A 12,679-nucleotide genomic window follows, 5' to 3' on the forward strand; every position below is an offset into this window, starting at 1 on the left:
TCCTTCACACGGACGCGCGCTCCCGGGCGCGCGGATACACGACATGAAAACGCTGCGTCTCCTGACGGCCCTTGCGCTGGGCGGCGGCCTGGTCCTGGCCGGCTACTACTGGCATTCGAACGGTGCGGGCTGGCTCGCTGAGGCCGACATATCATCGGCTGCGGCTGCCGCGGAGCGAACGCCGCTCTACTACCGCGATCCAAGTGGTGCGCCGCTCTGGTCTGCTGGTCCGAAGAACGACGACCGCGGGCGGGACTATCTGCCGGTCTACGACGACGATGGAGCGGCCGTCGCGCCGGCGCCACCGAAGGCGCAGGCGGCTTCGCCGCGAAAAATCCTCTACTACCGCAATCCCATGGGGCTGCCCGATACGTCGACCGTCCCAAAGAAGGATCCGATGGGGATGGACTATGTCGCCGTTTACGAAGGCGACGACACCGACGACGGCACGGTGAAGCTGTCGCCCGGCAAGATCCAACGCGCGGGCGTGAAGTCCGAGCCCGTCGCGCAGCGCTCGATCCGGGTCTCGGTGAAGGCGCCCGGCACGATCCAGCTCGATGAACGCCGCGTGTCGGTGATCGCGATGCGCGCCGAAAGCTTCGTGCAGAAGGTCGCCGACGTGACGACCGGCACGCGCGTGAAGGCCGGCCAGCCGCTGATGGAAATCTACAGTTCGGCGGTGGCGTCCGCGGCGGCGGAATATCTCGCGACGATCACCTCCAAGACGGTCGGCGGTGTCGAGATGTACGGCCGCGGCTCGCGACAGCGGCTGGTCAATCTCGACGTTCCCGAGTCCGTCATTGCGGAGATGGACAAGACGCACACCGCGCCCGTCGCCATACGCTGGTCTGCGCCGCGCGACGGGGTCGTGCTCGAGCGCAACGCGATCGAAGGCATGCGGGCCAATCCCGGCGACGTCCTGTTCCGGATCGCGGACACCTCGGTCGTCTGGGCGCTGGTCGACGTGGCCGAGCGCGATCTCGGCAACATCGCGGTGGGCCAGTCGGTCGCGGTGCGCGCGCGCAGTTTCCCCGGCCGAACCTTCACCGGGACAATCGCCGTCGTCTATCCGCAGGTGAACCGCGACACGCGAACCGTTCGCATCAGGATCGAGCTTGCCAATCCGGACGCGGTGCTGCTGCCCGACATGTACGTCGATGCCGACATCGACACGGCCGATGCCGCGCCCGTCCTGACGATACAGGACAGCGCGGTGCTCGACACCGGCAGCCGGCAGGCCGTCCTCGTCGACAAGGGGGAAGGGCGCTTCGAACCGCGGGAAGTCAAGCTCGGCCGTCGCGGCGGCGGTTATGTCGAGGTGCGCCAGGGTCTCGCGGACGGCGAGGCGGTGGTGACCTCCGCAAACTTCCTGATCGATGCGGAAAGCAACCTGAAGGCGGCGCTGAAGGGGTTTGGCGAGGCGGCATCCCATGCCACCGACGCCGGCCCTGGCAATGCAACGGGAGATCACAAATGATCGCCCGCATCATCGCCTGGTCGGCGCGCAATCTGGTGCTCGTGCTGTTCGGGACCGGCTTCGCGGCCGCCGTCGGCCTCTACGCCCTGGTTCACCTTCCGCTGGATGCGATTCCGGATCTCTCGGACACGCAGGTCATCGTCTACACCGAGTATCCCGGCCAGGCGCCGCAAGTGATCGAGGATCAGGTCACCTATCCGCTGACGACGGCGATGCTCACCGTGCCGAAATCGAAGGTCGTCCGCGGCTTCTCGTTCTTCGGCGTCTCCTTCGTCTACGTGATCTTCGAGGACGGCACCGACATCTATTGGGCGCGGTCGCGCGTCATGGAATTCCTGAACGGCGCGGCGTCCAGGCTTCCCGCCGGCGTCACCCCGACCATCGGACCCGACGCGACCGGCGTCGGCTGGGTCTACCAATACGCCGTGGTATCGAAGGAATTGAACCTGGCGGACACGCGCACGATCCAGGACTGGAATCTGAAGTTCGCGCTGGCCAAGGCCGAAGGCGTCGCCGAGGTCGCCAGCGTCGGCGGCTTCGTCAAGCAGTACAACGTGGTCCTCGACCCGCAGCGGATGCGCGACCGCGGCATCAGCATGCAAAAAATACGTGAGGCGATCCGCGCCAGCAACGCCGACGTCGGCGGCCGCACCGTCGAGCTCTCCGAGTTCGAATACGTCATCCGCGGCAAGGGCTACATCAAGAGCATCAACGATCTCGGCAACATCGTGCTGAAGACGAGCAACGGCACCCCGGTGCTGCTGCGGGACGTCGCCAGCGTCGAGCTCGGGCCGGACGAGCGGCGCGGCATCGCCGAATTGAACGGCGAAGGCGAGGTCGCAAGCGGCATCGTGCTGCAGCGGTTCGGCGTCAACGCCCTCGACGTCATCGAAAACGTCAAGAAGCGCTTCAGGGAGATCGCGAGCAGCCTCCCGAAATCGGTCGAGATCGTACCGGTCTACGACCGCTCGAACCTGATCTATGCGGCCATCGATACCCTCAAGCATACCCTGTTCGAGGAGAGCATCGTCGTCGGGCTCGTCTGCATCGTGTTCCTGCTGCATGTCCGCAGCGCACTCGTCGCGATCCTGATGTTGCCGGTCGGCGTGTTGATGGCGTTTGGCGCCATGAAGCTGCTCGGGCTGGGATCGAACATCATGAGCCTCGGCGGCATCGCGATTGCGATCGGCGCCATGGTGGACGCCGCCATCGTCATGATCGAGAACGCACACAAGCACCTCGAACGGGCGGGGCCCGATCAGTCACGCGTGCAGGTTCTGATCGACGCGGCATCCGAGGTCGGTCCCGCGCTCTTCTTCAGCCTGTTGATCATCACCGTGTCGTTCATGCCGATCTTCACGCTGGAATCGCAGGAGGGCCGATTGTTCAGCCCGCTGGCGTTCACGAAGACCTTCTCCATGGCCGCCGCGGCGTTGCTGTCCGTCACCCTGGTGCCGGCGCTGATGGTGATCTTCGTCCGCGGCAGGATCGTCCCGGAGAGCAGGAACGTCATCAACCGCTTCCTGATTTGGGTCTACCGTCCCGTGATCAAGGGGGTTCTGCGCGCCAAGACGCTGGTCATCCTGGCTTCGCTCGTCGTGCTTGCGGTGACGATCTGGCCGGCGCGCCAGCTCGGCACCGAGTTCATGCCGGCGCTGAACGAGGGAACGCTGCTCTACATGCCAACGACGCTGCCTGGCATTTCGGTCACCAAGGCAGCCGAGCTGATGCAGATGCAGGACCGCATCATCAAGTCGTTTCCGGAGGTCGCTTCGGTCTACGGCAAGGCGGGACGAGCCGCTACTGCGACCGATCCCGCCCCGACCGAGATGTTTGAGACGATCGTCAACCTGAAGCCGAAGGAGCAGTGGCGTTCCGGCGTAACCGTCGACAGTCTCATCGCCGAGATGGACAAGGCGTTGCAGTTTCCGGGTGTCTCCAATGCCTGGACCATGCCGATCAAGGCACGTATCGACATGCTCTCGACCGGAATCCGCACGCCGGTCGGCGTCAAGGTCATGGGCACGGACCTCGCCGAGATCGACCGGCTCGCGAAGCAGATCGAACGCGTCATCAAGACCGTGCCCGGCACCTCGTCGGCCTACGCCGAGCGCGGCATAGGCGGCTATTATCTCGAGATCGTTCCCGACCGTGAGGCGCTCGCCCGTTACGGCATCCTGATCCAGGACGTCCAGGACACCATCGCGGCCGCGCTCGGCGGTCAGACGGTCACGACGACCGTGGAGGGACGGCAGCGGTTCACCGTGAACATGCGCTATCCGCGCGACCTTCGCGACAACCCCAAGGCCATCGCCAGCGACATCCTGGTGCCGATGCCGTCGGGCGGCGCCGTGCCGCTCGGCGAGGTGGCGAAGGTCGAGCCCGCGCGCGGGCCGACGTCGATCCGGACGGAGAACGGCCAGCTTGCGACCTACATTTACGTCGACATCCGGGATCGCGACATCGGAAGCTACGTCGCTGACGCGCAACGCGCCGTGACGGAGAGCATCCGGTTTCCCGCCGGCACCTACGTCGTGTGGAGCGGCCAGTACGAATATCTGCAGCGCGCCGCCGCCCGTCTGAAGATCGTCGTGCCCGTGACGCTCACGATCATCTTCCTGCTGCTGTACCTGAACTTCCGGGCGATGACCGAGACCCTGATCGTGATGCTGTCACTGCCGTTCGCGCTGGTCGGCGGCATCTGGATGATGTGGTGGCTCGGCTTCAACCTGTCCGTCGCCGTCGCGGTCGGCTTCATCGCGCTCGCAGGCGTCGCCGCCGAGACGGGTGTCGTCATGCTGATCTACCTTGACCATGCGCTGGCCGAGGTGAAAGCCAGGTGCAGCGCCGAGGGGAGGCCACTGACGCGCCGGGATCTTCACGATGCCATCATGGTGGGCGCGGTCGAGCGCGTGCGGCCCAAAATGATGACGGTGGTTGCCATCATGGCCGGTCTGCTGCCGATCATGTGGAGCACCGGGGCCGGATCGGAGATCATGCAGCGCATTGCGGTGCCGATGATCGGCGGCATGACGTCATCGACACTGCTGACGCTGGTCGTGATCCCCGCAATTTTCGGCTTGGTGAAGGGGCGGGGGCTTCCATCGGGCGAGCGATCGGCTCCTGCCGACGAATGGACCGCGCGCGCGTCGCAAGCCGCCGAATAGGCTGGGCAGCGGAGGTGGTCTTCACGGCGACCTCCGCTCCACCATGAAAAATCCGCGGCGGATTCCGACCGAGGAGCGTTAGGGTCGGTGGGTTGCCTGGCGCGCGTCGACCACCTCGCCATCCTCCTTTACGAACCGGCCGACCGGATTGCCGAGGAGATCGACGACGGCTTCGGAAGGGCGGCACAAGCGCGTGCCCTTCGAGGTCACGACGATCGGGCGGTTGATGAGAATGGGATGCGCGAGCATCTGGTCGATCAACTGGTCGTCGGTCCATTTGGGGTCGGCGAGGCCGAGCTCCTTGTACGGCGTGCCCTTCTCGCGCAGCAGTTCGCGAACCGGAATGCCCATCGCTGCAATCAGCTGCTTGAGCGTCTCGCGCGATGGCGGGGTCTTGAGATATTCGATGACAGTGGGCTCCGCGCCGCTCTGCCGGATCATCGCCAGCGTGTTGCGCGAGGTGCCGCAATCGGGGTTGTGGTAGATCGTGACGTTCATCGGGTCGTCTCCGCAATTTTTACGGGGCCGCGGGCCCTGGAGTGCCCGAGCAGCCAGTTCATCAACAGCATGCCGGCGAATGCTCCGCAGAGCTCCGCAAGGATGAATCCGGGCAGGTCGGTCGGACGAATGCCCGAGAACGTGTTTGTCAGCGACCGCGCGATGGCCACCGCCGGATTTGCAAACGACGTGGAGGCCGTGAACCAGTAGGCTGCCGTGATGTAGAGGCCCACCAGCCAGGGAACCGCCGTCCGCTGAAATCGGATGCCGGCCAGGATCGTCGCGACCAGACCGAAGGCGGCGACAGCTTCGGCGAACCATTGCGGCCCGCCCGTTCGAACCTTCGTCGAGAAATCGAGCAGGGGAAGTCCGAACATCAGATGCGCGGCCATCGTCCCCGCGATGCCGCCGGCGATCTGCGCGACCACGTAGAGCACGGCTTCGTTGACCGGAAGCTCGCGCTTGCCGGTGAAGACGAGGGTCACCGCGGGATTGAAATGCGCGCCGGAGATCGGACCGAGCACGGTGATCAGGACAACCAGAATGGCGCCGGTCGGCAGGGTATTGCACAGAAGCGCCAGCGCCACGTCCTTGGTCAGCGTCTCGGCCATGATGCCGGAGCCGACGACGGTGGCGACGAGAATGCCGGTGCCGAGCGCTTCGGCTGCGAGGCGCCGTGGAAGATCGAAATTGTCCATCAGCCGGCCTTCGGCGTTGAATGTGTTGCGCCCTGGGAGCGTCCGATCTCGCGCAGCTTGGTGCCGAGGGAGAGCTTGTCGATGCTCCTGAGCGGCAGGCTCACAAAGGTGTCGATCCGATTCTTGAGGTAGCGGAATGCGGTGACGAACGCTGCCTGTTTCTCCAGATCGGTACCTTCGGCTGCGGCGGGGTCCTCGATACCCCAATGTGCAGTCATCGGCTGTCCCGGCCAGATGGGGCAGGATTCACCGGCCGCATTGTCGCAAACGGTGAAGACGAAATCCATCACCGGCGCATCGGGAGCGGCGAACTCCAGCCAGCTCTTCGAGCGCATCCCGTCGGCGGGGTAGTCCATGCTTTCCAGCGTGCGCAGTGCCAGCGGGTGCACGGCGCCTTTCGGGGTGCTGCCGGCGGAGAAGGACTGAAAGCGGCCGGCCCCGTCCTTGCGGAGGATGGATTCGGCGAGGACCGAGCGCGCCGAATTGCCGGTGCACAGGAACAAAACATTGTAGATCTGGTCAGGCACGGCTTCGCTCCTTTCGCTTTGGCGAGCAGCAGGCTTGAAGGCTCTCGACGACCGGTTCGCAAACCTCCGGCCGGCCGCCGCAGCAATCCCGAAGCAGGAAAACCGCAACGTCCCTGAACTCCGCAAGGTTGGCGCGATAGACGATCGAACGGCTGTGTCGCTCGGAGGTGACGAGGCGGGCACGCGTCAGGATCGAGAGATGAGCCGAAAGCGTATTCGGAGGGACTTCCAGCAGACGTGCGAGGTCGCCGGCCGCAAGACCATCGGGCTCGTGTCGGACCAGCGTCCGGAAGGCCTCCAGACGGGTCGACTGTGACAGGGCGGCGAGCGCGAGGACGGCTTCTTCAGTTTCCATATATCCAGATTTATAGAAATGATGATAAAGCGTCAATTGAATTTCCGAACTCGCCGCGTTTAGAATGCGTTGTGTCTTGCGATCGAGGAAAGTCGGCCATGCAAACCCAATCGGTCATTACGTGTCCGGTCTGTCATCACGCGTCAGCCGAAACCATGCCGGTTGACGCCTGTCAGTTCTTCTACGATTGCAAGGGATGCGGGACCCGGCTCAAGCCGACGAGCGGCGATTGCTGCGTCTTCTGTTCGTACGGATCGGTCCCTTGTCCGCCGATCCAGCAGAACGGAAAGTGCTGCTGAAGCCGCCCCGCCGGGGGGCGGTCTCTCCCATATTTCCAATATTCTAGAAATACGGTTGACGGCGAGGGCGGACCGGCGCATCTTATGGTCATGAAGATCGACGACGCAGCAGCACGCTTGGAAGCCCTGGGTAACCGGACCCGGCTTCAGATCTATCGGGCCCTGGTCCGCGCTGGCCGATCGGGCATGCCCGTCGGCCGCTTGCAGGACAAGCTGAAGATCCCGGCATCGACGCTGTCTCACCACATCAAGTCTCTGGTTGCGGTCGGGCTGATTAGTCAGGTCCGCGAATCCACGACCCTGGTCTGCCACGCGAACTACGACGGGATGCGGGGCCTGGTGGATTTCCTGGTGTCGGAGTGCTGTGCGGACGAAACCGAATGCAAGGATGCCAAGACGGCGGCCTGATTTTTTTGGGCCGAATTATTCGATGATTCTAGAATAACGGGAGTAGCGAAATGAGCGGCGGAAAGACAGTTGCCATTATCGGGGCAGGGCCGGTCGGCCTGGCTGCGGCCGCGCACGTGCTCGAACGCGGCATGTCCCCCATTGTGCTCGAGGCCGGACCCGAAGCCGGACACGCCGTCCGCCAGTGGCAGCAGGTCCAGCTGTTCTCGCCGTGGGAGTACAATGTCGACAAGGCCGCCGCGCGCCTGCTTGCACCGACGGGATGGAATTCGCCGGACCCGCAATCCTATCCGACCGGCGGCGAACTGCTTGACCGATACCTGATGCCGCTCGCGACGCGAACGTCGCTACGCGATGTGATCCGGACCTCCAGCCGCGTCTCGGCCATCAGCCGCGTCGGCTTCGACAAGGCAAAGACCAAGGGCAGAGAGCAGGTGCCTTTTGAAATCCGCTATCAGAACGGCAAGGGGCCCGAGGTTCTGCGTGCAGACGCCGTGATCGATACCTCAGGCACTTGGTTCTCCCCCAATCCGGCCGGCCGCAACGGTTTGCCGGCGATCGGTGAGTCCGAATGCGGCGACCGTATTGCCTACGGCATGCCGGATGTCCGGGGTGTCGCTCGTCCCAGATATGCTGGCAAGACCGTCGCTGTCTTGGGCGCGGGCCATTCAGCGGTGGGCACGCTGATCGATCTCGTACATCTCGCCGACGAAGTGCCGGGCACTCAGCCCGTCTGGCTGTTGCGCGGCGCCGATCCCGCGAAGGCTTTTGGCGGCGGCCGTAACGATAAACTCGCGGCGCGCGGCGAACTCGGGAGCGCCTTCGCCGCACTTGTTGCCTCCGGGAAGATCAAGGTCGAAACCGAATTCGGCGTCACGCACCTCTCGGACTCCGAAGGTCGCCTCAAGATCGCGGCAGGGTCCTGTTGCGGTGGGCGAAGCGTGGTCGTGGACGAACTGATCGTGTCGACGGGTTTCCGTCCTGACTTCTCGTTCCTGTCTGAATTGCGTTTGCGGCTCGATCCCGCCATCGAGGCACCGGTCGCTCTCGCACCGCTGATCGACCCCAACGAGCATAGCTGCGGGACGGTGCGTCCCCACGGGGCTCGCGAGCTCGCGCATGATGAAGCGGGTTTCTACATGGCTGGCATGAAGTCCTACGGCCGCGCTCCGACCTTCCTGATGATGACGGGTTATGAGCAGGTTCGCTCGATTGCGGCCGACATCGCTGGCGACAAGGAGGCGGCGGCGAGGGTGGAGCTTGTGCTGCCGGAGACCGGCGTCTGCACGCGTGGTGGTGTCGAGGCTGCGGGAGCTGCATCGGGATGTTGTGGCGGCCCTGCGAAGGAGGATTTGTCCGCCTGCTGTGCTGCCGACGAAACGGCCAAGAAGGCCGGCGCTTCGGGGTGTGGTTGTTCATGAAGCAAGTTCTCGCGGGCCAAGCCCGAGGCCCGCTCGGCGTCGTCGCCGCGCTCGGCACCGCGCAAACGGTTGCATGGGCGTCGAGCTATTATCTCCCGGCCATCCTGGCTGCGCCGATTGCGCGCGATCTCGGTCTCGCGCCGACTTACGTGTTCGGCGCGCTGTCGGGAGCGCTCGTCATCTCTGGCCTGCTCGGCCCGCGCGTGGGGCATGCCATCGATACGTTTGGCGGGCGCAGCCTGCTTGCCATTTCGAACCTCGTGTTTGTGGCAGGCCTGCTCCTGCTGTCCGTGGCCCATGGCGCGGCGGTGTTGATTGCGGCCTGGGCGTTGCTCGGGATCGGCATGGGCATGGGCCTCTATGAGGCGGCCTTCGCGACGCTTGCGCGCATCTACAGTACCAATGCACGACGAACCATCACCGGTATCACGCTGATCGCCGGTTTCGCCAGCACGCTCGGCTGGCCCCTCACGACCTGGCCCGCGTCGGAGTACGGCTGGCGCGTCGCCTGTCAGGTATGGGCGGCGATCCATATCGCTGTTGCGTTGCCGCTCAATCTCTCGCTGCCGCGCGCCGTTCCATTGGACCAGCAGGCTCGACCGGGGCCGGGTGCAATCCAGCAATCCGGACGCCAGAGCGAGACCTTCGCGATGGTGCTGCTGGCTTACATGTTCGCGGCAGCAAGCTTTGTCAGTTCGGGCATTTCGGCCATTCTGCCGACCATGCTGGTTGCGTTCGGCGCCACACCGGCTCAGGCCCTGCTCGCGGGCGCGTTGGTCGGGCCTGCGCAAGTCGGCGCGCGTCTGCTGGAAGCAGGATGGCTCGCCCGGTTTCATCCGCTGCTCTCGGCGAGGCTGGCCATGCTGATGAATCCGATCGGCGTCGTTGCGCTGGTGGTGGGCGGACCCTTGCTCGCGTCGACCTTCACGGTGCTGTACGGAGCGGGCAACGGCATCATCACCATTGCCCGTGGTACGCTTCCATTGGCGCTGTTTGGGCCGGCCGGATTCGGCAAGCGGGTCGGCATGATCTCGCTGCCTTCGAGACTGACGGGTGCCGCCGCGCCGCTCGCATTGGGGCTGATGGTGGAGCACATCGGCAGCAGTGCGCTGTGGATCAGCGCGCTCGTCTCGGTTTCGGCCTTCTTCGCGCTCTTGCTGCTTCGTACGGAGCGGACAAACTCAACGCCTCTCCAGGTGGGAGAACAAAATTCGTAAGCTCGGCGGCCGGTCTCTGATTGCGGTGATGTGCATAGGGCAGGTCGGCAACTTGCTGCCGCATGTGACCTTGTCCGCAAATCTGGCGCAGCATTTGATGCCGGAGTGGGGCCTCTCCGCCGCCGAAGGCGGGCTGATGGCAAGCGGTTATGCATTCGGCTACATGCTCGCGGTGCCCGTGCTGACGACGTTGACCGACCGGATCGACGCGCGGATTGTCCTGCTCTGGGGCTCGATCGTCAGCGGGCTCGCGACTGCAGCGTTCGGAATCTTCGCGCAAGGGTTCTGGTCGGCGACCGCGATCTGGTCCCTTGCAGGACTTGGTTTTGCCGGCGCCTACATGCCGGGCCTGAAGGCGCTGACGGACCGGCTTCCCGCCGGCGACACCTCGCGCGCCGTTACGCTGTACACCTCGAGCTTCTCGGTCGGCGTCGGCCTCTCGTTCCTGGTCGCCCAACTGATCGCCGACCGCTGGGGGTGGCGCACCGCCTTCCTCGTCACCGGCCTCGGTCCCGTCGCCATGGTCGTCGCGTGCCTTCTGATGCGGGAGCAGCGGCCCGCGCAGAAGGCGGGGCGTCTGCTCAACTTCGCACCCGTCTTCGCCAACCGCGAGGCGCTCGGATACATCTTCGGCTACGGCGCGCACTGCTTCGAGCTTTACGGCATCCGCACCTGGCTGGTCGGGTTCTGGACCTTCGTCGTTGCGCACCAGGGCGCGCCGTCTTGGTTGAGCCCCGTCGTGCTGAGCTTCTGCTTTGCGGTGATCTCGATGCCCGCAAGCATCCTCGGCAACGAGGCCGCGCTGAAATTCGGCCGCCATCGGGCGATCACGGTCGTCATGATCGCGTCGGCCTGCGTCGCACTTATCATCGGGCTCAACGCGACGGCGCCGGCATGGGTGCTCGCACTGCTGCTCCTCGCCTATGGCCTGACCGTGCCCGCCGATTCAGGTGCGTTGACTGCCGGCATGTCTGCCGCGGCGACTTCCGAACATCGCGGCGCGACCCTGGCCTTGCATTCGACGGTCGGCTTCGGTCTGTCGGCAGTTGGAGCCTGGGGAACCGGCGCCGCGCTCGACGCGGCCGGCGGTCCGCAGAGCGCGACCGGCTGGCTGCTGGCGTTCATCGTTCTTGCGGCGGGAATTGCGCTCGGTCCGTTCGCGCTGCTCTGGGCGCGGATGGATCGAACGCATCACGCCTGAGCCAGCTCTACTCGTGCCGCCATATCTCCACGGCTGAGATGACCAGGATCACAGCCAATGCCGGCAAAAGAATCGAATTCGGGACAACGCCGAGCAGCAAGCTGCCGATGAATGTACCGACGATCGATCCGATCGCCATTGCAAGCATGAACTGCCAGTTGGCGCGGAGCACTGAAAAATTCTGATCGCGACTATAGCGCGCGAATCCCACGAGCATCGTCGGAAGGCTTACCGCGAGTGAGAGGCTGCCTGCCAGCTTCACGTCCGCGCCGAACAGCAGGATCAGGGTGGGGATCAGGAATTCTCCACCGGCAACGCCGAGCAACGACGCCACGATGCCAATCACGAAGCCTGCCGCTACGCCCGCGACAATCAGGTACATGCCGGTGAGCGCCGGGGCGGGTGCTGCCGCAGTGCCGTGTGCGAACAGAAGCACACCTGCGATCAGCAGCAACAAGACGGCTATGATCTTGTAGAGCGTTTCGGACTTGAGGCGCGTCGCCCAGGATGCCCCGGCATAGGCGCCAACAAGGCTGCCCGCCAGCAGGTTCAGGATGACCGGCCAATGCGCATATATTTCGGCAAAGGGAACGGCGCGGGCACGAAATGGCAGCGCGCTGGTCACCACGATCAGGCTCGTCGCCTTGTTGAGGACCACGGCTTCAAGACCGCGAAACCTGAACAAGCTGATGAGTAGCGGCAGACGAAATTCGGCGCCCCCGAGGCCGATGAGGCCGCCCAAGGTACCGATGATTGCGCCCGAGCCGAACGCGGCGGAATTGTTTCGCATGGTCACGACGGAAAAAATGCGCTGGTGCGCGAAACTAGACTTGCCCGTAATCCGTCGTGGCGGGGGGCTTCACACCTGCTTACGGCAGGGCGTGGGGCTGAGGAACAGGCTAGTCTAGAATCTCGGGCGTTGCAAACTTACGTCCACTCGGCTTCGAACGGCAGGAGACGATGACGATCCTTCGATCATGGCTCGCTTTTCTCCGACATGAAAAAACCCGCGACGGATTGCTCCGCGCGGGTGTTACGAACTTGAGATGCTGCCTGTACGCCGGTCTTTTTGCTCGACGTGCCAAAGGTTCCAAACCGTCGGCGCTATCCTCGTGACGTGCCTCCGATGACTTCTGCATTCCCCGATTTAAGCAGGTTGACAGTTCGGCCATCCGGGTTTTAATTCGCCGCTACGGGGATGTGCGATCTCCCCGTGAGGCGACATGCCCAAGTATCGCGTCCTTAATCACCAAGGGCGCAGCATGTCAGCATCATACATCCCCATTTCTTCCGGCAGATTATCTAGACTGATCGGCACGGCGAATACGCCGGCGCTTATCGATGCGCGCATTGACGGGGACGTCTCAGCCGCCCCCCGCCTGATACCCGGCGCCGGGCGACGCTCGCGCGA

At 64.4% G+C, this 12,679-nt stretch carries 12 protein-coding genes; 7 read left to right on the top strand and 5 right to left on the bottom strand.

Features of this window, described 5'->3' with window-relative positions:
- Positions 1 to 43: 43 nt before the first annotated feature.
- Both ABIB95_RS07205 and ABIB95_RS07210 read left to right on the top strand, forming a co-directional pair.
- Positions 44 to 1,477 (top strand): efflux RND transporter periplasmic adaptor subunit, encoded by a 1,434-nt coding sequence (locus tag ABIB95_RS07205; protein ID WP_354238354.1) that lies wholly within the window; start codon positions 44 to 46, stop codon positions 1,475 to 1,477.
- Positions 1,474 to 4,644: an efflux RND transporter permease subunit gene (locus ABIB95_RS07210; protein WP_354238355.1), complete on the top strand. Its 3,171-nt coding sequence runs from the start codon at positions 1,474 to 1,476 to the stop codon at positions 4,642 to 4,644. The genes ABIB95_RS07205 and ABIB95_RS07210 overlap by 4 nt, the downstream gene beginning before the upstream one ends.
- 78 nt (positions 4,645 to 4,722) lie before the next feature.
- Here ABIB95_RS07210 and arsC read toward each other — a convergent pair whose 3' ends face one another.
- Genes arsC through ABIB95_RS07230 form a run of 4 tightly spaced genes read right to left on the bottom strand, consistent with a single transcriptional unit; the run spans position 4,723 to position 6,722 of the window.
- Entirely contained in the window at positions 4,723 to 5,142 is a 420-nt protein-coding gene (arsC, locus tag ABIB95_RS07215) for an arsenate reductase (glutaredoxin) (RefSeq protein WP_354238356.1), read from the bottom strand.
- Positions 5,139 to 5,840 (bottom strand): aquaporin, encoded by a 702-nt coding sequence (locus ABIB95_RS07220; RefSeq protein WP_354238357.1) that lies wholly within the window; start codon positions 5,838 to 5,840, stop codon positions 5,139 to 5,141. The genes arsC and ABIB95_RS07220 overlap by 4 nt, the downstream gene beginning before the upstream one ends.
- Complete coding sequence (locus tag ABIB95_RS07225; RefSeq protein WP_354238358.1) at positions 5,840 to 6,367, bottom strand: arsenate reductase ArsC; 528 nt, start codon at positions 6,365 to 6,367, stop codon at positions 5,840 to 5,842. The genes ABIB95_RS07220 and ABIB95_RS07225 overlap by 1 nt, the downstream gene beginning before the upstream one ends.
- Positions 6,360 to 6,722 carry an ArsR/SmtB family transcription factor gene (locus tag ABIB95_RS07230; RefSeq protein ID WP_063984569.1) on the bottom strand — a complete coding sequence of 121 codons (363 nt, stop codon included), beginning with the start codon at positions 6,720 to 6,722 and terminating at the stop codon, positions 6,360 to 6,362. Before ABIB95_RS07230 ends, ABIB95_RS07225 begins: the two co-directional genes overlap by 8 nt.
- A 98-nt stretch (positions 6,723 to 6,820) precedes the next feature.
- Between ABIB95_RS07230 and ABIB95_RS07235 the strand changes: the two genes are divergently transcribed.
- The 5 genes from ABIB95_RS07235 (at position 6,821) to ABIB95_RS07255 (ending at position 11,268) form a co-directional block, all read left to right on the top strand.
- Positions 6,821 to 7,021: a GDCCVxC domain-containing (seleno)protein gene (locus ABIB95_RS07235; protein WP_259258425.1), complete on the top strand. Its 201-nt coding sequence runs from the start codon at positions 6,821 to 6,823 to the stop codon at positions 7,019 to 7,021.
- Between the two features lie 90 nt (positions 7,022 to 7,111).
- Entirely contained in the window at positions 7,112 to 7,429 is a 318-nt protein-coding gene (locus tag ABIB95_RS07240) for an ArsR/SmtB family transcription factor (RefSeq protein WP_085402786.1), read from the top strand.
- Positions 7,430 to 7,479: 50 nt separating this feature from the next.
- Positions 7,480 to 8,850, top strand: a complete 1,371-nt coding sequence (locus ABIB95_RS07245; protein WP_354238359.1) for an NAD(P)-binding domain-containing protein — start codon at positions 7,480 to 7,482, stop codon at positions 8,848 to 8,850.
- Complete coding sequence (locus ABIB95_RS07250) at positions 8,847 to 10,067, top strand: MFS transporter (protein WP_354238468.1); 1,221 nt, start codon at positions 8,847 to 8,849, stop codon at positions 10,065 to 10,067. Before ABIB95_RS07245 ends, ABIB95_RS07250 begins: the two co-directional genes overlap by 4 nt.
- Before the next feature lie 28 nt (positions 10,068 to 10,095).
- Complete coding sequence (locus tag ABIB95_RS07255; protein WP_354238360.1) at positions 10,096 to 11,268, top strand: MFS transporter; 1,173 nt, start codon at positions 10,096 to 10,098, stop codon at positions 11,266 to 11,268.
- A 7-nt stretch (positions 11,269 to 11,275) separates the two neighbouring features.
- On the opposite strand, the gene ABIB95_RS07260 is transcribed toward ABIB95_RS07255, so the two are convergent.
- Positions 11,276 to 12,058: a sulfite exporter TauE/SafE family protein gene (locus ABIB95_RS07260; RefSeq protein WP_354238361.1), complete on the bottom strand. Its 783-nt coding sequence runs from the start codon at positions 12,056 to 12,058 to the stop codon at positions 11,276 to 11,278.
- Positions 12,059 to 12,679: the final 621 nt, after the last annotated feature.

This window comes from Bradyrhizobium sp. LA2.1, from assembly GCF_040547725.1.
GTDB classification, from domain to species: Bacteria; Pseudomonadota; Alphaproteobacteria; order Rhizobiales; family Xanthobacteraceae; genus Bradyrhizobium; species Bradyrhizobium barranii.